Source organism: Thainema salinarum CENA647 (assembly GCF_057732415.1).
Genome location: NZ_JBYJZJ010000022.1, coordinates 3,039,910 through 3,059,393, shown reverse-complemented (window position 1 = coordinate 3,059,393; position 19,484 = coordinate 3,039,910). Strand labels below are relative to the sequence as shown.

Sequence of the window (19,484 nt, the reverse complement as noted above, 5' to 3'; positions counted from 1 at the left end):
ACTATCATCCAAGGAGCACACTGAGGAAACCATGCCAAACCTGCTACTGATTGAAAGTCCGGGCAAGCTGAAAAAGCTGGGCCAGATTTTAGGCTCAGGCTGGATTATCAAGGCCAGTATGGGACATGTGCGCGAGTTAGCTAATGATGGCGAGGATGCTCTGGGCTTTGATTTGGGAGCCGCGTCGATCACCTGTCGCTATCAGCCTCGCGATGCCCGCTCTCAGAAAGTCCTCTCCGACCTGCGGCAAGCAGTTAAAACGGCGGATTGCGTCTACATTGCCACTGACCCGGATCGGGAAGGCGAAACCATTGGTTGGCACCTCCAACAAGCGCTGCGGCTCAAGCACCCACAGCGGGTGGTCTACAGCGAGATTACGCCCCAAGCTGTGAGAGATGCGATCGCACAGCCCCGCACCCTTAATCAAGACCTCGTGGCTGCCGGACGGGCTCGCGATTGCCTCGATAAGCTGGTGGGCTACACGGGCAGTCGGCATGTCGTTTGGCCTTTGAAGAATGGGGCGAAGTCGATGGGCCGGGTGCAGAGTGCAACGCTCCATTTGCTCTGTGTGCGGGAGCGGGAGATTCAGGCGTTTGTCCCTCAGGATTATTGGAGCGTTTGGGTGACGTACCGGGAGGGGTTCAAAGCTTTTTATCGCAGTAGCCCCAAGCCACAGCGGAAATCGACTAAGGATTCTGAGGATAAGAGCACGGACACCGAATCGGAGCGGGTCACCACTCAAGAACGGGCCGATGAGCTAGTTGCGATCGCACAATCGCATCCCCATCAGGTTCTGCACATCGAAAGCAAGCAGACCAGCCAGTCACCGCCGCCCCCCTTTGTCACCTCGACGTTGCAGCAATCGGCAGGCTCCAAGCTTCACTTCAGCCCGGAGCAGACGATGAAGGTGGCTCAGTCCCTCTACGAAAAGGGTCACATCACCTACATGCGAACCGATTCGGTGGTGCTCTCTGCGCCGTTCTGTGAGTCAGTGCGTCAGTATCTTCAGCAGCATGACCCGACCAATGTGCCTCGCAAAACCACTCGGCATCGAGCGGTAAAGGGTTCTCAAGAAGCTCACGAAGCGATTCGTCCGACGGACGTGGCCCATCTCCCTCAGCAGCTACAGCGCGAGTTATCTTCGGATGAGGCTCGGCTCTACGAGTTGATTTGGAATCGAGCGGTAGCCTCCCAGTGTGCTCCGGCGCGGTTACGCAAAACTCGGATCGTCACTCAGTCCGGCGAAGCCTACTGGGAAGCTCGTGGTCAGGTGCTGGAGTTTGCCGGATACACGCGCTACTGGAATAACATCAGCGCGGATTCGGTGTTGCCGGCTCTGACTCAAGGGCAAGCCCTGACGCTCGACCAAGCCCAAGCCGATCAGAAGCAAACTCAGCCGCCACCGCGCTACAGCGAACCGAAGCTGGTGAAGCTGATGGAGCAAAAGGGAATTGGTCGGCCTAGTACCTATGCGCCGACGATCAAAACCCTGCGGCAGCGAGAGTATGTCGAGCTAGAGCAGGGCAAGCTGAAGCCGACGATCCTAGGACTAGAACTGGATGGAGCGCTAGAAAAGCTGCTGCCGGACTTGATCCAGCCCGAGTTTACGGCTCAGATGGAGACGGCGCTGGATGCGATCGCAACGGGTGAGCAGGACTGGCAATCGTACCTGATTGGCTGGAATCGGGACTATTTTGCCCCTGCCATTTCTAAGGCCAAGTCTCAACTCCTGACCCTGCCCACCTTTGCTGAGCAGTCGCCGATTGCGATCGCTCAGGCTAAGGCGTCTGCGCACAATCCTGGCTCTCAAACAAAACCCGCGAAGGGGCAAGTGACTCAAACTCAATGCCCGACCTGCGGCATGGCGATGACCAAGGTTCCTTCTCGTTCTAAGAAAATGAAGGCCAAGCACTTCCTCAAGTGCTCAGGCGCGGGTTGCAGTACGGTGATGTTTTGGAATAGCAAGGCCAAACGCTATGAACTGCCCCATGCTCAGGGGCAGGCTCTGAACCCGGAGATGTTTGTAGATCACCCCTGCCCGGTCTGTGGGGCACTGCTGGAACGCTATGGCTACACCAAAGAGGGTCAGGACAAAGTGATGCTGCGCTGCTCGATTCTCGACAACCGGCGCAGTAAGTGTAAGGAAGTGGCCTACTTCCAGAGCCGAGGGGAGTTCTGGTCACCCAAGTTCGGGATCTTGAAATTGCCGGAACCTCAAACTTAGCTGATAATAACAACATCCAGCACAGTTAGCTTTCAGACAGGGTTTCGGTGATCTGTTCGAAGTCCTTTCGGAATTGCGTTGGTGTAGATGACTATGTTCATGTATGGGTGGCTGTAGGCTTTGACAGCAATCGCGAATGGATTTTCTGAACTGGTCATTACGGTACTTCCAGTACCGTAATGACCATGCCCTGTCCGTAGGGCTCGGAATGCATAGATGATCAGATTATGCAGACTGGTTAGGGGTTTTCTCGCTTTGCAGGAATGGGATACAACAGGCCAGAATTCAAGATACGGATTTCTGCTGAAGAATCGACATTTTGAGCAGGGGGCACAGTGGCTGAACGAATGAGCATCTTCAGGATGCTTGCTCTTTTTGCGCCCCCGCCAATATTGAATCGAACACAACACCAGCGTAAAGACGAACAACCCCACAGACAGAAAGGTCGTGCTATCGCCATAGCCCCTGGATGCCGTTCTCCCTTTGGTTTGTATCTGTGGCTGGAAAGGGACCTGCACCAAAAGCTGGTTTGGAACATGTTGACTGCTGCCACCTTTTGTATCAAACAAACGGGTCTGAGCTTTCATAGGGTAGGTTTCTTGCACTGTGAGAATCGGTAAATCTTTATAAATGTTTTCTTCTAATTCGGCGATGAATTTATCCTTGGCCGAGTCCAGACATCCCCCCAACTGTTCCAATCCCCATGAAGATATAGAACTTCTAAATCGGATTGCATAGAAGCTTTACTTTAGCCATGTTAAAAAGTTCTGTTCGAATTAGCTTCACAATAAAACCAGCCTCTATTATCTGCTCAGAATCTTTCCTTTCTGACAAAAAACCTTAAAATCAAACTTCAAAATCATGATTCTTTATCAACGAAAGTAGGATAAGACTGTAAAGCAAAACTCCTTTTACAACACTCCGGACAGTTTTTGAGGTTTAACGAGAGAATGCGGATTTTAGCCTTCTTTTGTAGCCATCAGGTGAACGAAAAATCAATGGTTTCAGCGCTTATTCAGAAAATTGTCCGGACTATTGCTTTTATTATTTGCTTTAAATCCTGGCTATTGAGAATACTTCATTGGAAAGACGTCGTATCCGATCGGGCTTTTTAGGATAGGGGCAAGTTTTTTAAGGTCAGGCTCTCAGCATAAAGCTGCTTTCCTGCCGACTCGCTCTACTTTCCAGGTAACCCCTATGGCACCTACCCAGGCTCTTCCCAATCCAGCCAACCTCAATTCGAAAATTCCCAATCAGGCTGCCCCCTGTAATCCAGTTAATCAGTATCCCAATCCCCCGTTTCCGCGACAGCCCCAAGATCCTCCCGGTCTGGCCAGCAAAATGGACCCTCGCCCTGACCATGGAGAAACCAGTTACCAGGGCACCGGACGGCTATTGGGACGAAAAGCCTTGATTACAGGGGGCGATTCGGGCATTGGTCGGGCAGCGGCAATCGCCTTTGCTCGGGAAGGAGCCGATGTCGCCATCAATTATCTCCCTGTGGAAGACCCCGATGCCCGTGAGGTAATCGAACTGATCCAATCCGCTGGCCGCAATGCCGCCGCTATCCCCGGCGATATTCGGGATGAAGCCTTCTGCCATCAGCTGGTGGAGCAGGCGGTGGAGCAGCTTGGAGGACTCGACATTCTGGTCAATAATGCCGGTCGGCAACAGTCGGTGGATGCGATTCAAGATCTGACCACCGAGCAGTTTGATGCCACCTTCAAAACCAACGTTTACGCCATGTTTTGGATTACCAAAGCCGCCCTGCCTCACCTGCAACCCGGTGCCAGCATCATTAATACCACTTCTGTGCAGGCCTACGATCCCAGCGCCAACCTACTCGACTATTCTCAAACCAAGGCTTCCATTGTGGCCTTTACCAAGTCCCTGGCGAAGCAGGTGGCGGACAAGGGAATTCGGGTTAATGCGATCGCACCCGGCCCCTACTGGACGCCCCTCCAGGTTAGCGGCGGTCAGCCGCAGGATAAGATAGAACACTATGGCAGCAGTGCCCCCATTGGTCGTCCTGGTCAACCGGTAGAAATTGCCCCGCTTTACGTGTTGCTGGCCTCCCAGGAATCGAGCTACGCCACCGGACAGGTGCTGGGGGCATCGGGAGGTAGCGGCAACCCCTAAAATCTCTCCTCCGCCTGTTTCTGCCGAGAGATTTTTCCTTGCCCCACTTTTTGATAGTCAAAGAGGTACTGAAGGAGACTGGAGAATCGCTTGTGCACCCTTTAAAGACCGCATTAAAACGAGTTGGCTGTGGTCTCCTGGGTTTGCTGCTGTCTCTGACGCTTACATTGCCGGGTATAGCAAAAACAACAGGGCCGGTACCCCTAGCGATAGAAGGGGAACCCGCTCTGATTTTGGGGCCATCGCAGGTAAAGCCGTCTCCGGTGGCCCCCGGCCTGGACGATCCCCAAGATCTGGAAGCCCTGGTGGATAACGTCTTTGCAGAAGCATCAAAGGCTGGGGATGTTCCAGGCGCTGCCGTCACCGTCGTGAAAGACGGAGAGATTTTCTTCGCCAGGGGCTACGGCTACGCTGACATCGACCGAAAAATTCCGGTGGATGCTGAAACAACCCTGTTTCGAGTGGCTTCTATTTCGAAGCTATTCACCATCACCGCCATCATGCAGCTCCAGGAGGAGGGGCTGATTAATCTTAAGGAACCCATTGCCCCTTACCTGGGCAGTGCTGTAGAGCTGGAAAACCCCTTCCTCGAACCCGTCACCTTTGCCCAGCTGCTCACCCATACAGACGGGTCCACCAAGCGCCGCATTGGCCTGGCGGCAGACACCGAAGCCAAACTCCAGCCTCTAGAAGACTACCTGGCTGACCACCTGCCGCCCATTGTCTATCCACCGGGGGAGTTGTTCAGCTATTCCAGCCACTCGATTGCGCTGCTGGGGTATCTGGTGCAGCGCATTTCGGGCGAACCCTTTATCGACTACATTCACGACCATATTCTGGCCCCCCTGGAGATGAACCGCAGCAGCTTTGCCCAACCGCCGCCCTACCAGGAAGACTTGGCCACCGGCTACCAAAACCAGGGGGATCACTTTCAGCCGGTGCCCTATTTGTTTCTGAACATCGGCCCGGCTGCTGCCCTGAGCAGTACCGCTATGGATATGGCCCATTTCATGATTGCTCAGCTGCAGGAGGGGCAGTATGAAGGGGCCTCGATTTTGCCGCCGGATGCGATCGCAACCATGCACCGCATTCAGTTTCGCCCCCACCCCAAATTACCGGGCACGGGCTACGGATTCCGCGAACGGCGCATCAATGGGTTTCAGACCATCGGCCATTTGGGCAGCCTGCGGGGCTACTCCAGCTCGCTGACCCTGATGCCCAAGCAGAACATTGGCATTTTTATCGTCTCCAATAGCTATAGCGGCATTCACGGCAAGCTGCTGCGGCAATTTTTCGACCGCTACTTTCCCCCCAGGTCAGAACGACCTGAGGCAGAATCGGTGCCCTCAACGGTCGATCCGGCGGAATTAGATTTAGGTAGATTTACCGGCACTTACCGCGATCTGGAATATCCCCGCCACACCGTTGCCAAACTCTCCGGCCCGTACCAGGAAATTCACATTCGCCGCACCGATACCGGTCTGGAAATTCAGCCATCCCTGTTCTTTCGACGCGATCGCTCTGCTAGACCCCTGGAACCGCTGGAGCCGCTGCTATTTGTGCAACCCGGTCAGGGCAGCGAAGAAGCCACTCTAACAGCCTTCGAAGCCGATGAGGATGGCAACATTCTCTACGCCTACAACCCCATTTTTCCGAAAATGGCCACCTACGCCAGGATTGCCTGGTACGAAAACATCTGGCTCCACGCTGGGATTATGGCTGTAACGTTCCTGCTGTTTCTCAGCGGCCTGTGGGTCTGGCCCCTGCACCCGGCCCTGCGGAAGATGCGGGGTAAGCCCTTCGCCATTCCCCTGCAGACCCCTCAAGTCTGGAAGGTCGCGGGCTGGGCCAGCCTGCTGAATCTGGTCTTTTTGATCGGCTTTCCCCTGACCCTCTGGTTATATGGGGTCTGGCGGTTGGCCTATGGCATGCCCTGGTTTGGCATCGGCTTTTTGGGGCTACCCATTATCTCAACCCTGTTAACCCTGATTATGGTTGTGGTTACTCTTTTGGTCTGGATCAGGGGGGATTGGTCAACGGCCCGTCGCTGGCATTACACGCTGCTGACCCTGGCGGCAGTAACGTTTGCGGCAGTGTTGGTTTATTGGCGCGTACTGGGATTTCAGTTTTAGGCTCCTATCGCTGATTATTCAGCTTGACGTTCAATTTTGGGGTGAGCCTGCTGATTCCAATCATTCATAATATCCTTTACAACAATTTCCCTGATCCAAATTTTTGATATAATAATCAGCGGCACAGCCAAAAATACCCCTAAGAACCCGAAAAAAGTGCCAAAGATGACTACAGCAGATAAAGTTACGGCTGGCAGAAGGGAAGCTCTATTTTTCATAACAAAGGGAAGCAGGAGATAGGCTTCCAACTGCTGAATTAAGAAATATAAAATAATAACAGCAATCGCTTTCCAGGGGGCATCGACTAGGGCAACGGCAGCGGGTGGAAACACACTCAGAAAGGGACCAATATTGGGGATAAACTCGAACAGACCCGCTAACAGCGCGTTGACTAACGCCAGGGGAACTCCCAGAGCCCACAGGCCGATAAAACTGACGACTGCAACGGCAGCCATATCGATTAATGTGCCCGTAACCCACCCCACAAGCTCCGTTTCACACTGGGTCAGAATCTCATTTACCCGTTGACGATAAAAGGTGGGGAAAAGGCAGATAAATCCTCGACGATAAGGGGCAGGGTTGATTAAAATCATAACAATCAATGCCAGGGCAAACAAAGCAGATAAAACAGCGGAGGAAATATTGGAAAATACACGATAGATATTGCCAATTCTATCTATCAAAAAGTTTTCTATCCCTATGATTAAATCATTCAAGTTTTGAATTTGAGAGAATTCATCAGGGAGAAAATTTTGCAATCGTGATAGCCATCTGAGTAACCGATCTGAAGCTTCAGGGGTTAAGCTCTTGATCATTATGACGACCGTCTATTTCTAGTGGGGTTTAGAGGAAACTCAACTCCTAAGGCATTTTATAGCTGCCCACCTGCAGAACCAGGTCCCCCTCCCGAGGATCTTCGGTAAAGACAAACGCTCCCCTTTCCGTATCCCCTCCCGCCAGAAAATCAATCTCCACTTCTCGGGTTTGTTCGAGCATCCCCTGCTCCTCCAGCTCAGCGATCACCCGAACGGCGGCGGCGGTTTTTCCACCCGTATTTGAAACCTCAAAGGGAATGTAAAACTGCCCGTTTTCTTGCCGCATCTGGCCGGATTGCTCAATCACAATCACAGGAGGTTGGGTGCTTCCTGTTGCCCAGCGATACATCACCAGTCCGGCAATAATGCTAACAATCAGGGATGCGATCGCAAATGACACCCACTGGGCCAAATTGCGATCGCGTTGTTTTTCTTCCTGACCTGAAGCTGGGGCTTGAGCCGAGGGTTTCTGCTGCTGCTGGTTCATACGGCTAACCGCCCCGCCGCCCCGCCAATGGCAGCGGGTAAGCCCAAAATAATCGTATGGCTGAGCCACACTGGCCAGGGGTCCAGGTTCCCCAGCTGATCAAAGAACACCAGCATGGCTAACGCCGCCGCCAGGGAAACTAGATAAGCAAACATGGTTTCGCTCAACGGCTGCTGAAAAATCCCTTTCTGCTGCTGTCGTTTTTGTTGATTGGCAAAACCTGCCATAAACACAATGGCGTAAGAGATCAGCAAAGACAGCAGCAGGGTACCGAGGATGCCCGGCATGTTTACATTAGCTGCCAGCCTTGGTATTTCCATAGTGGGGGCGATATTCAAAGCAATAATGGCGGCTCCGATCAGAGTTCCGCCCACATCGGAAAGGGTCTCATGAAGTTCATTGCTGTTTTTTTGTGACCCTTTCTGACGGGAATCTTTCTGGGGCGAATTATTGTCCTTCGTTGCCTTTTCTTCTCGTCCTTTTTGTTCGCTAAGAAATTGATTCCCCAGGGCAACCCCCAGGGCAAACGGCATACTTTCATAGATCAGCTTGCCCAGCATTTCGTTCAGCGGCGTTTCCAGAGTCACGATCTGAAGTAACCATAGAATTACCCCGACGCAAAGAATCCCAATAGCCATCGCTTCCACCGCATCCATAGCCGCCTCATGCCAGTGAACCACGCTGGTTTTGCGAAAACCGGCGGTTTGATTAAGCATGAACACCAGGGCAAAGGTTAAAACCATGGCCAGGAGCACCCGCGCCATGGCAATGTAGGTGCCAACCCACCAAACTTCCATGGTGTAGAGTAGGGGAGTGCCAAACAGAAATCCTCCCGATACCCCCCGGATAATATCCTCAAATTCATCGGCCCACGGGTGATGAACCTGATGAGGCTTACTCATGGCCTCAAACCAAAACGCCTATTTACTGCACTGCTTCTCTAATCTCACGCTCCATTGCGGGGGTGATTTCGGTCGAACGAGGGGGAAGATCCTCCGCCGTTCCCCGTTCTCCGTTCTCCGCAATATCATTCAGGAGCGCCTGCATAATCGCGATTTCCCGGACCTGCGCCTCAATAATTTCATCGGCCAGCTCGCGAACGCGCGGGTCGCTAATGCTGGCCTTCCGCGAACTGTTAATGGCGATGGAGTGGTGGGGAATCATCGACTTCATAAAGGTGACATCTCCAACCACCGCCTGAGCTCTATTGACGGAGAGCAGAATCAAGCTGAGGGCGATCGCTGAACCGAGCACTGCGATTTTGGTGCCTTTTCCCCGGTACATCGACCACATAAAGGAAAGCATCACAGCGGTCATCACGCACCCCATGATGAAGGAGGAAATCAGACGATTCACGCTAAACAAGGCGTGATCCAGGGAGTAGATGAGCTGATACATCAAGAAGAACATGATGAACGTTGAGGTCGCGATCATCGCCGCAAATCGGCCCCAGCCCATTCCTGGCATTTGTTTCTGTTGATGCATAACGCTTCTCCATTACAGTGCCACTCTTGCATGTTAGGACTTTGGCTGAAGGTCCCGCCTCGCTCCTACGGTTAAAGCTACCGCTCTTCATCTGACTATTAACAGATTAATGACACCCAAAATTTAGTTAGTCTGCCATAACCAGATGAATTAAACCTCTTCCCATGACCCCCAACACCGAACCAACCCGCCCCAGCAGCAACGAGCCCATCACTCACGATGCAGAAACGGCTCACCTGAGCACAACCGACAAAACAGACCTGGATGCCGCCGTTCACAACGCCAATATCCCCATTGAAGATGACACCCAGGATGAGGAAATCATTGATGATGTGTCGCAGGAGTACACAGAATCCTACGGCACAGGGGTCAAAAAGCAACAGGTATAACTGAGGAAAATATTATGGTTGCAACACCGTCTAAACAGGTTTCAAATGCTGGCCCATTGCTGCGCGCTCGCATCGTTTTAATTACCGGAGCCAGTCGTGGCATTGGCGCAGCAACGGCCAAACTCATGGCCCAACACGGGGCAGCGGTCGGGGTGAACTACTACGCCAGTGAAGCCGCCGCCCAGGATGTGGTTCAGGCCATTACCTCCAGTGGGGGTCGGGCTGTGGCCGTTAAAGCCGATGTGCGCGACCCGCACCAGGTGGATGCGATGGTGCAGCAGGTTACAGACTCCCTGGGAGCCATTGACACCCTGGTGATCAATGCCAATGCCAATTTCCCCATGGCACCCTTTGTGGATTATCGCTGGAAAGACTTTGAAGCCAAGCTACTGGGCGAGTTGAAAGGCGCTTTCTTCCCTTGCAAAGCGGTTGTGCCTGCCATGATCAAACATCGGCGCGGCACCATTATTGCCGTCAGCAGTGGGCTATCGCGCCATCCGGGGGAAGGATTCGTTGCCCACAGCACCGCCAAATCTGGATTGGATGCTTTCATCAAAAGCCTGGCCCTGGAACTGGGACCCACGGCATTCGAGCCAACGTCGTTTCCCCCGGTTTAACCCTGACGGATGCCACCGCTCGGCTGCCCCAGGAATACAAAGACTCTTCGGCGCAAATGGTGCCCTTAAAGCGCAATGGCCAGCCAGAAGATGTTGCCGGTGCGATTCTGCTATTGGCCTCGGACGCAGCTAACTTTATCACCGGAGCCTACCTGCCGGTCAGCGGCGGGGTACAAATGCTGTAGCCATTCGCCATCGGGCTTATGGCTTTTCCAATCGTTGTGACAAAGCACGGGCAACCGTATTGGGAGCATCGGCGGGGCAAAGGGGCTATTCAGGGCTCATCCAAAAACAACGCCAGGTGACGAATTACCGCCCGGCTTTCCAGCCCCCCAGCCAGGGCTCCGGTGAGGGTGCCAATGGTGCTGATGAAGACGGCCAGCCGCACTTTGTCACCCAAATCCACCACCGGATCTTCCAGGGTGGGCCAGGTACGAATCAACCCTGCCGGAAAAATGTAGGTCTCCACCAGCAGCATCAACAGCGTCACCATAATAAACAGGCCGCTGATGGCGAGTATATTAGACGACAATGACATAGGCGGGTGAGACCTGCCGACGACAGTTACACAGCCGGGTAGAGAGCACCATTTTTTATCACCTGTTCCAGTTGTCGTCATAGAAAAAGACACTAGAGGCATCTCCCAAGAATGTGGGGAAGCCACCAGTGCCCAAACAAACTATTCAAAGTTATCAAATCAAAGTGTATAAGAAAGCGCGAGAGCTCGGCCTAACGCAGAGTGATGCAGCTGCGATTGCCGACTTTTCAGACCGAACCGGTCAACGAATTGAAGCAGGGACGCATCAACCCAATCGAGGTCGCTTGCGGGATTGGCGCACCAGCGCCGACCCGTTAGCTGGGGTATGGGAAGACGAATTGGAACCGATGTTGCGGCGTGAGCCAAGACTGAAGCCAATGACGTTGTTCGAGTACTTACAAGAGCGCTATCCGGGTCAATATCCGCAAGTGCTGCGCACCCTGCAACGGCGAGTGAAAACGTGGAAAGCATTGTATGGTGAAGCACCGGAAGTGATGTTTGAACTACGCCACGAGCCTGGGGTGATGGGCATCTCCGACTTCACGGAACTCAAAGGCGTTGAGATTACGATTAACGGTCAACCGTTTGAGCATCTGCTCTACCACTACCGCTTGGCCTATAGCGGTTGGCGCTATGCCCAAGTGATTCAAGGGGGCGAGAGCTTTATCGCTTTATCGGAAGGGTTGCAGAATGCGCTGTTTGCCAGTGGTGGAGCCCCCAAGGAGCATCGCACCGATAGCCTGAGCGCCGCCTATCGCAATACCGGTGGCACAGGTCGCAAACCGTTGACTCGCCTGTATGATGACCTGTGCCACCACTACCGTCTAGAACCGACGCGCAATAACAAAGGGATTGCTCACGAGAATGGCGCGATTGAGTCTCCGCATGGCCATCTGAAAAACCGCATCACCCAAGCGTTGTATCTGCGGGGCAGCCATGACTTTGAGAATGTGGCCGCCTATCAAGCGTTCATTGCGGCTTCGGTTGATAAGCTCAATCAGCAGCACCAAGCCAAGTTTACCGAAGAGCAGAAGCATTTACAGCCCCTGCCCAATCATCGGGTGGCTGATTATGAAGTCCTCACCGCCCGCGTGAGCACGCGCAGCACCATTGACGTGCGCTGCATCCTCTACACGGTGCCCTCCCGGTTAATTGGTCGTCAGCTCGAACTGCATCTGTATCATGACCGCATCTGTGGCTACCTGGAGCGCCAGTTGGTGGTGGAACTGCCACGGGTGCGCGTGACGGCCAACGATAAACGGCGCGCCCGGTGCGTCAACTATCGCCATGTTATCGAAGGTCTCAGGCGCAAACCCCGCGCCTTCCTCTACTGCACATGGCAGCACGACTTATTGCCCAATGACCACTATCGCTCTCTATGGCACCAACTGGAGACGTCTTTTGACCGCGATTCTGCCGCTCGGTTAATGGTTGAAGCACTCTACATTGCGGCTACGCAAAACCGAGAAGCGGCAGTGGCTCAGTATCTAGACGCGCAATTAGCCGCTGGCACAGTAACGCTGAGCGCGCTGCGTCAACACTTTCAACTCCTGAGCGAGTCCGTCCTGCCGAACATCCAGGTGCAACAACATAACCTCCAAGACTATGACCAACTCCTCCGAGCCGACGCCACCGATCAGTCCTTACCAGAGCCTGAGTCTGCACCTCAAACAACTGCGGCTTTCTCACATGCTCCAGCATTGGGAAAGCCTCGAACATCAAGCCATGCAAGACCAGTGGTCTTACGCTCAATTCTTGCTGGCACTGTGCGAATTGGAGGTGGAGCGGCGCTGGAGCCTGCGCCTCCAACGCGCCCTACAAGAGGCCCAACTGCCCCCGGCCAAAACGGTTTCCAACTTTGAGTGGGACCATCTTCCCCAGCTCAATCCGGCTCCTTTGATGCAACTGACCACCGACACCCGCTGGTTGGAGCGAGCCGAAAACTGTTTGATCTTTGGCCCCTCTGGCGTGGGTAAAACCCATCTAGCAACTGCGATCGCTCGCGCCATTGTGGAACTGGGCAAGCGGGCTAAGTTCTTTGCCGCAACCACCTTGGTTCAGCAGTTGCAGCAGGCTAAATTACAACTGCAACTGCCCGCTTTGCTCAAGAAACTCGACCGCTTTGACTTGCTGGTGATTGATGATCTCGGCTATGTCAAAAAGTCAGAAGCCGAAACTTCTGTCCTCTTTGAGTTGATTGCTCATCGCTATGAGCGGCGTAGTCTGCTCATTACCGCGAACCAGCCCTTCAGTCAGTGGGACGCTGTCTTTGCCGACACCATGATGACCGTTGCCGCTGTCGACCGGCTGGTTCATCATGCTCTGATTGTTGAAATGCAGGCCGATAGCTATCGCAAACGGTCGGCCGCGACGCGCTCCGCTCACGCTTCATCTCAGGCTTAATCCTCATTTGGTCAGCGATCATAGCTGTCGTGACAGCTATGATCGATTATTCATTCCGTTATTCATCGGCAACGGTTCAACTGACGGATTCGCCTATCTAGCTGTCGCGTCACGCCAAAAGCTTGACATTTGATACGAGTAGCATGGTCAGGAAGATGGCCACATTCACCAGGGCAATCTGCTCGGTAATCAACTGCTGATCTTCGTCGTGGGGAAAGAACAGGTTTTGCACCCGGGTCAGATACCAGGCGGAGGCCACAATGGTCACCAGCAGCGATATCCACACTGCATCCGGGCGGATGCTCAGCCCCACGTCCCAGATCTCAGCGGTGAACACGAGGATAACAGCGGGTGCTACCGCCGCCGTCACCAGACTGGGCAGGGCCAGGGGCAGCAGCAGGGCGCGGTTTTTCACCAGGGGGCGCAGCACTTCGCCCGGGTGACGAACTACGCTGGACAGATAAAATTTGAGCCGACCAATGACATTGCCTTTGTAATACCTGCGGGTATGGAACTGCAGGGACTGCCGATCAAACTGACGGCGGGTTTGCTCTGGCATGGGTGCGATCGCATAGCGGTCTTCCACAAACCTGAAGGGGGCCATCACCGTTCCCGGTTGGGGGCTGTGGTTCAGCTCCAGCAGGTGCCCCAGCAAATGCAGCAAAAAGGTGGCGCTATTCCACCGCACGCTGGGGTCTTCCAGGCGGCGGCGGGGCACCCCCCGGCGGGTGGTGAGAAACTTGCGCTTAGAGATCACCGCCACATGCCCTATGGGTGAAGCCAGCCCCGGCACAATGCGCTGGCGACGAGAAATCAGGCGAGTATCAGTCAGCACAATCACCATGTCGAAGGGGCCTTCGACCATGCGTTCGCTGGCTTCGTCGAGAAAATCCGATGGGTAAAGGGTCTCATCGGAGGCCAGCTTGATTGAATCATCCAGATGGAACTTCCAGACGACATCGGTAATCTGCCGTAGCTCTCTGACTACATCGTCAATCAACTGCTGGGCAAACCTCTCCAGCCTTCCAGGGGATAGGCCAGGCGAGTGGGCAACATATAGACCAACATTGATGGGCTTGAGTTGCACGCTCGATCATTCCTGAAATACTTCTCAACAGCACTATAGTTACTAACCAGGAAAGCTTCTGGCGTAATCCTTAATGGCAAAGATTTTTAGGTTTTAACTAACCTGGAAAACTAGAACTTAAGGCTGTAGTTAACCCTTTCAACCTAGGGCTGACTAAACGGTTTTGTATCTTGCCAACGGTACAAAATCGGTTGAATTTAAGGTTGAGGTTTTGGGGTTACATCACATGCCTTAATTTTCTTGTCGGTTTACTTCCAGGCAAACCTCGTCAAAGACCCCACAAGAGAGAACCTGCCCCTGAACAGGTACGGCCTGCCCATCGATCCAGGCCTGTTCTAACCCAGACCCATGCATCCATAACTTCACTCCGCCATGGGGAAAGGCGTAGTCTCCCTGCCGGTGCCAGGCCAGGGTCAGGGTCCGTCCCTGGTGGGTCATACGCCAGGTATCTAATCGAGACGCCCCGTAGCCCTCCCCCGCATCGTCATAAACCTGCACCTGACAACTTCCTGAACCCCGAGGGTAAAGGTGCAGCGTCAGCCAGTTATCCTCCACCATCGGCAAAATGCTCCCGGCCTTAACCAACACGGGAATACGCTCCAGGGGTGCTGCCAGCTCCACCGTTTGATTCCCCACCCAGAGGGTGTCGTCCCAAAAGCTATACCAGTCACCGGCAGGGAGGTTAAACGGCAGGGACCGTTCTCCCTCAGCCATGGCTGGGCATATCAGCAGAGAATCCCCCAGGCAGAAGGCATCATCCCGGTTCCAGAGAGTATCATCCTGGGGGTTCAGCCAGAACAGCGGACGCACTGGCGGATCGCCCCGCTCACTCGCCTTCCACACCAGGGTGTAAAGGTAGGGCATGAGCTGCTGGCGCAGGTGCAGAAAGCGGCGTAGGATGCTGAGGTAAGGCTCGCCATAGGTCCAGGGGGCGCGGGGAGACACGCTGACGGCACAGTGGGTGCGGTAAAACATCAGGAACGTGGCCATCTGAAACCAGCGCAGGTACAGTTCCGCCCCTGGATTGCCGAGAAACCCTCCGATATCCGGACCGCAGAAGGGAATGCCCGACAGCCCCAATCCCAGAATGGTGGCGATAGTTTGCCGCAGGGACTCCCAGGTGGAAACGATGTCTCCAGTCCAGGTCCAGGCGTAGCGCTGCAGCCCGGCCCAGCCCGAGCGCGACACCATAAACGGACGATGCTCGGGTCGATAGCGTTGCAGGCTCTCAAAGGCGGCGCGGGTTTCCAGCAGGCCGTAGACGTTATGGGCCTCACGGTGGTCGCCGCCTCGCCCTTCCAGGCTGTGGCGAGTACTCAGGGGCAGAGACGGATCGCCCCACATCACAAAGGCCGAGGGCTCATTCATGTCGTTCCAGAAGCCCGCGACTCCCGCATCCAGCAGGTAGGCAAACTGGCGGCTCCACCAGTCGCGCACGGCAGGGTCAGTGAAATCAGGAAATACGGACCACCCGGCCCACACCGGAGCCCCAACCAGCTCTCCATGGGGGTAGGTGCAGAAGGCGTTAAGAATTTCTCCCTCTAAGAACAGGTCGTTCCGGCGGCTGGCCTTTATTCCCGGATTGTTAATCGCCACAACCCGCACCCCAGCACTGGCCATGTCAGCGGTGAACGGCTTGAAGTCAGGAAAACGCTGGGGGTCAAGGGTGAAGGAGCGGTGATTTACCTGGCAGTCGATATCGAGATGGACGGCGCTCAGGGGTAGATCGTGGGTTTGAAAGGTCTCGACTTCCTGGCGAACGGCAGCAGCGGAACCATAGCCCCAGCGCGATTGGTGATAGCCCAGTGCCCAACGGGGGGGCAGGGGTGGTCGCCCGGTCAGCTGGGTGTAGCGCTCCATCAGCAGGGGTGGCTCGCCAAGGGCCAGGTAATAGCGCAACGCCCCGGCCTCAAAACGAATGGTGGCCTGGTCGGCCAGCTCCAGTTCTCCCCGAAAGGTGTTTTCGTAAAACGCCAGGTAGCTACCCAACTGGTGCAGCCCCAGGTACACCGGAACGGTGATGTACATGGGGTCCGTGCCCGGTTGGTAGATGTTGCCGGGGTCGTCGTTCCAGAGCTGATAGGTTTTAGGGTGGGTGGGAGTGGCCTTTGATCTCAGATTGAGGGCCGTGGCCCGTTCCCCCAGGCCATAAAGACACTCCTCTGCCCGCAGCTGAGCGGTATGCTGCCACTCTTCTCCCCTACGCTGGGGAGAAAGCTCCTGTCGAAGCACCTGGCCCCTGTGATCAGCGATGGTGAGGCTGCCATCCCAGGTAACGGTGATGGAGATGGAATGATCCTCAGACTGACTCAGAGGGCTATCGCTGGAGACAACCCAGCCCTGGGGCTGCTCTTCTAAGGAAGTGGGTACGGGTTCCCACTCGTGCCCGGCCAAAGCATAGGGAATGGGAAGTTGCCCCGGCTGCCAGGTGAGGCGCACAAAGTCTGGGGTCAAGAAATCCAGCTCCAGGGAAGCTTGCTCAAACTCAAAGTGGGCTCCCCGGTCAGTGGGGATGGCCTGCAGGAGTTTTCCGACAGGTGCCAGGGGGGCTGCCGTTGAGGGACGGTAAGGCCTATCGTAACGGTCTCGCTTCAGGGAGTACCAGAGAGCGAGGGGGTAGTATTGCAGAAAGAACAGGGACTTCAGCCAGAAGAGCAGCTTTTGTCGGATTGGTTTGAGGACGCGCATGGAGGTGGGTGCGTGGGTGCGTGCTGTTTCAGGTTAGGGGGTACTTCTGAATCTGGCTTCTCCTGAAGGCGCAGGGTAGAAATCTGCCGGGGGAGGGAGTTGGGGCGGGGAATGGGGTTCCGTCTGTCTCTGGCTAGATGGGGAAATTGTGGCCTGCGCGGTTTAATGGGGCGGTGCCGTTTGCCTGAACTCTTGACCTGACAGACCATCCGTGGCTTTTTCTCCCTACATAGCACTCAATCACCTCCTTGCTTCCTGGGGGATGCGGCCCCAGTACATTGTTGGTTTGGATTCGGCAACCCGGGATTTGCAATCGGTGGGCCATTTTCTGAAGGGCCAGGAACTGTCTGTGGGTGGCCCGGTTCCTCAACTGACGGCGCAGCTGGCGGCTACGCGAGATGCTCTACCTGATCACCTCAATCAGGCTTTGACGACGGTTTCCGGCTGGTTCGATGCGGCGGCTCCCAGGCGGTTAGAGCAGGTGCGGCAAGATACCCTGGCTCGGTGGGTGGTGAATCAATACCCCAAACGGCGGTACCCGGCGGCGATGATTGGTACCTCCAATGGGGCAGCCGTGCATCTCTGTACGGCATTGGGCATTCCCTGGCTGCCTCAGACTCTGCTCGTCTGCACCCGATACTCCGGGGATAAGGATGACCCGACCCAGGTGATGAACTGGGCTAAAGCCAGGGTGCAGCGGCTGCTGCGGGAGAATCCTGAGCTGTCGGTGTACCAGATGCATGACCCCAACCAGGATCGGTTGAAGGTGGGGCGGGTGGCTTACTTTCGGCTGAAGCGCACGCGGCTGGGGGCACCGTATCGGCAGTTTCTGCAGCAGAACTTGATGCCCGGCGGCACCCTGTTTTTGCTGGAATGTCAGTACCGCTGGACGGCGACTCGACTGTGCGATCGCCACACGTTTCAGGTGGGCGGTAAGGGGGGCATTCCGCCAGCAGAGTACGTACAGGGCAGCCCTCGCATTGCCGAGTTTTTGCAAAAACAGGGATCTGCTCACCGCCAGTGGCAAAGCCCACCGGCAAACGGTCTTTGGCCCGAGTCGGAGTGGGGGTTTGAGCCAGCCCTGCGGGAAGACGTCATCGCTTTTGCCCGGGAGCATGGCCTGAAGGTGCGCCGCATTGTGTTTGACGACCCCCAGGCCCTCAGCCCCCTGGTGGCAGACCTGTATCGCTGGTGGTATGAGCAGCGGGGGATGCCCAGCTATCGCCTGCTGGTGGAGTCGTTTACCTATCTGCAACCCTGGTGGGCGCTGCAAAAAGGGATGGTGCCCTACTGGACGGTGTTTAATGACCAGACTTCTCTGGGGCTGCTGCGGCAATACCTGGAGACAACAGATCCCTATGACGACATTTACCTGACCCTGTTTGCCAATGGGGTGAATTCTGTGGGCATTGCCTCTGTTGACCAGTGGCGCGACGAAATTCTGTCTCAGGCGCAGCATCGGGGCCAGTTTCTGGGGGTGAATGAGCACAACTATCCCCGCGATAATGCTTCCTTCATTCGTCATTACCTGCAGCTAAAACATATGCTGGGTAACTTGCCCATGCCTCAACCGTTAAATCTTGATCAGCTGGATGAATTTTTGCATCGGGGGAAGGAGAGACAGCAGGTGGAATCAAAGGATAAGCGTTACGCTGTGGAGTGGTTAAGTGAGTCAACGCCGCCGTTGGGATAATCCATAAGTTAGATAGTCTATGTTCTGACAGCTAAGTCAGTTCGCTTTACTTATCCAGATCAAAAAAATAAGCGATTCTTCTGGCACTTTCTGCGTTGGCGCAGCCTTGCCTGCTGGCAAATCGCTTTCCAATCTTCCGGCGTCAGCACCTTGCCAAAAACGCCTCGAATCTGGGCATGAACTGCTTCGGTCATCTCCCATTCCCCGTGTGGCTTCGAAAGCTTTGCCTGCAGCAGCGCCAGCAAGATTGCCTGGATGTCAGGTGCAGGCTGGTGGAGCCGCTCCAGAATCAGTTCCTGGCCCTTCGCTTCTGCCGCTTCTGCCCCAATTTCCAAATCCCATTCGCTCACCAACTGCTTCCAGGCTTGCATCACCATCGATCGTAGATGAGTAAAGTGACCATAGCCTTGAGGATTGGCCATCATCCTTCCTAAATTGGTATCCCAATCCGGGCCAGCGCTGATATCATCGCCAAACTCTTCCTCGATGCGCACCGCCTCTCGCAGCCATTCTTCGTCATAGGTGAAGGTTTCCCAATCAAAGGGCATGATGATCTCCTCTGAGGCTTTCTGCATTAAGATTCGCTGGGGGCTGGCGTGGTGGAGCTGTGCAAGTTGCAATCGCATAGCTCAAAGAACATCCGCAACAGTCCGAGCAAAATCGACATTTCCCCGATGCCATACAGCCATGATTCAAATACTTCTTCGTGGCGAGTGAGCTGATAGAACTTCCAGCCCTCACCATTGGTAACGATGCCATAGATATCCATATCCTGTCCCATCTGGCG

Annotated in this window: 16 protein-coding genes and 2 pseudogenes; 8 read left to right on the top strand and 10 right to left on the bottom strand. The window is 54.8% G+C overall.

Annotated elements, in window-relative coordinates; genetic code table 11:
• Positions 1-31 precede the first annotated feature (31 nt).
• Positions 32-2,224: a type I DNA topoisomerase gene (gene topA / locus AC286M_RS20240; protein ID WP_488206110.1), complete on the top strand. Its 2,193-nt coding sequence runs from the start codon at positions 32-34 to the stop codon at positions 2,222-2,224.
• Positions 2,225-2,256: 32 nt separating this feature from the next.
• On the opposite strand, the gene AC286M_RS20235 is transcribed toward topA, so the two are convergent.
• Positions 2,257-2,922 (bottom strand): hypothetical protein, encoded by a 666-nt coding sequence (locus AC286M_RS20235; RefSeq protein WP_488206109.1) that lies wholly within the window; start codon positions 2,920-2,922, stop codon positions 2,257-2,259.
• A gap of 499 nt (positions 2,923-3,421) precedes the next feature.
• On the opposite strand from AC286M_RS20235, the gene AC286M_RS20230 reads away from it, so the two are divergent.
• Together AC286M_RS20230 and AC286M_RS20225 are read left to right on the top strand one after the other, a co-directional pair.
• The gene (locus AC286M_RS20230; RefSeq protein WP_488206108.1) at positions 3,422-4,363 is read left to right on the top strand and encodes an SDR family oxidoreductase; all 942 of its coding nucleotides are present in this window, start codon (positions 3,422-3,424) and stop codon (positions 4,361-4,363) included.
• Positions 4,364-4,455: 92 nt separating this feature from the next.
• Positions 4,456-6,495 carry a serine hydrolase domain-containing protein gene (locus tag AC286M_RS20225; RefSeq protein WP_488206107.1) on the top strand — a complete coding sequence of 680 codons (2,040 nt, stop codon included), beginning with the start codon at positions 4,456-4,458 and terminating at the stop codon, positions 6,493-6,495.
• Between the two features lie 14 nt (positions 6,496-6,509).
• On the opposite strand, the gene AC286M_RS20220 is transcribed toward AC286M_RS20225, so the two are convergent.
• Genes AC286M_RS20220 through AC286M_RS20205 form a run of 4 tightly spaced genes read right to left on the bottom strand, consistent with a single transcriptional unit; the run spans position 6,510 to position 9,282 of the window.
• Complete coding sequence (locus tag AC286M_RS20220; protein ID WP_488206106.1) at positions 6,510-7,310, bottom strand: AI-2E family transporter; 801 nt, start codon at positions 7,308-7,310, stop codon at positions 6,510-6,512.
• 46 nt (positions 7,311-7,356) lie between these two features.
• Positions 7,357-7,797: a TIGR02588 family protein gene (locus AC286M_RS20215; RefSeq protein ID WP_488206105.1), complete on the bottom strand. Its 441-nt coding sequence runs from the start codon at positions 7,795-7,797 to the stop codon at positions 7,357-7,359.
• A complete protein-coding gene (locus AC286M_RS20210; RefSeq protein ID WP_488206104.1) occupies positions 7,794-8,699 on the bottom strand; it encodes a TIGR02587 family membrane protein in 906 nt (301 codons plus the stop codon). The genes AC286M_RS20215 and AC286M_RS20210 overlap by 4 nt, the downstream gene beginning before the upstream one ends.
• A 22-nt stretch (positions 8,700-8,721) precedes the next feature.
• The gene (locus AC286M_RS20205) at positions 8,722-9,282 is read right to left on the bottom strand and encodes a DUF305 domain-containing protein (RefSeq protein WP_488206103.1); all 561 of its coding nucleotides are present in this window, start codon (positions 9,280-9,282) and stop codon (positions 8,722-8,724) included.
• Positions 9,283-9,446: 164 nt separating this feature from the next.
• Here AC286M_RS20205 and AC286M_RS20200 point away from each other — a divergent pair, with 164 nt between their 5' ends.
• The gene (locus tag AC286M_RS20200) at positions 9,447-9,671 is read left to right on the top strand and encodes a hypothetical protein (RefSeq protein WP_488206102.1); all 225 of its coding nucleotides are present in this window, start codon (positions 9,447-9,449) and stop codon (positions 9,669-9,671) included.
• 14 nt (positions 9,672-9,685) lie between these two features.
• Positions 9,686-10,473 (top strand): annotated as a pseudogene (locus AC286M_RS20195) (SDR family oxidoreductase).
• An 89-nt stretch (positions 10,474-10,562) separates the two neighbouring features.
• On the opposite strand, the gene AC286M_RS20190 reads toward AC286M_RS20195, so the two are convergent.
• Positions 10,563-10,826: a hypothetical protein gene (locus AC286M_RS20190; RefSeq protein WP_488206101.1), complete on the bottom strand. Its 264-nt coding sequence runs from the start codon at positions 10,824-10,826 to the stop codon at positions 10,563-10,565.
• A 113-nt stretch (positions 10,827-10,939) separates the two neighbouring features.
• Here AC286M_RS20190 and istA point away from each other — a divergent pair.
• Positions 10,940-12,052: pseudogene (gene istA, locus AC286M_RS20185) on the top strand (IS21 family transposase); the annotation flags it as partial.
• Between the two features lie 379 nt (positions 12,053-12,431).
• Positions 12,432-13,229: an IS21-like element helper ATPase IstB gene (gene istB / locus AC286M_RS20180; RefSeq protein ID WP_488203569.1), complete on the top strand. Its 798-nt coding sequence runs from the start codon at positions 12,432-12,434 to the stop codon at positions 13,227-13,229.
• Between the two features lie 109 nt (positions 13,230-13,338).
• On the opposite strand, the gene AC286M_RS20175 is transcribed toward istB, so the two are convergent.
• Both AC286M_RS20175 and AC286M_RS20170 read right to left on the bottom strand, forming a co-directional pair.
• The gene (locus AC286M_RS20175) at positions 13,339-14,316 is read right to left on the bottom strand and encodes a hypothetical protein (protein ID WP_488206100.1); all 978 of its coding nucleotides are present in this window, start codon (positions 14,314-14,316) and stop codon (positions 13,339-13,341) included.
• A 231-nt stretch (positions 14,317-14,547) separates the two neighbouring features.
• Positions 14,548-17,004 (bottom strand): glycoside hydrolase family 31 protein, encoded by a 2,457-nt coding sequence (locus AC286M_RS20170; RefSeq protein ID WP_488206099.1) that lies wholly within the window; start codon positions 17,002-17,004, stop codon positions 14,548-14,550.
• Between the two features lie 286 nt (positions 17,005-17,290).
• Here AC286M_RS20170 and AC286M_RS20165 point away from each other — a divergent pair, with 286 nt between their 5' ends.
• Positions 17,291-18,697: a hypothetical protein gene (locus AC286M_RS20165; RefSeq protein ID WP_488206098.1), complete on the top strand. Its 1,407-nt coding sequence runs from the start codon at positions 17,291-17,293 to the stop codon at positions 18,695-18,697.
• Between the two features lie 59 nt (positions 18,698-18,756).
• On the opposite strand, the gene AC286M_RS20160 is transcribed toward AC286M_RS20165, so the two are convergent.
• On the bottom strand, positions 18,757-19,245 hold the full coding sequence (locus AC286M_RS20160) for a hypothetical protein (protein WP_488206097.1): 489 nt from the start codon (positions 19,243-19,245) through the stop codon (positions 18,757-18,759).
• A 26-nt stretch (positions 19,246-19,271) separates the two neighbouring features.
• The gene (locus AC286M_RS20155) at positions 19,272-19,478 is read right to left on the bottom strand and encodes a hypothetical protein (protein ID WP_488206096.1); all 207 of its coding nucleotides are present in this window, start codon (positions 19,476-19,478) and stop codon (positions 19,272-19,274) included.
• Between the last annotated feature and the right edge of the window lie 6 nt (positions 19,479-19,484).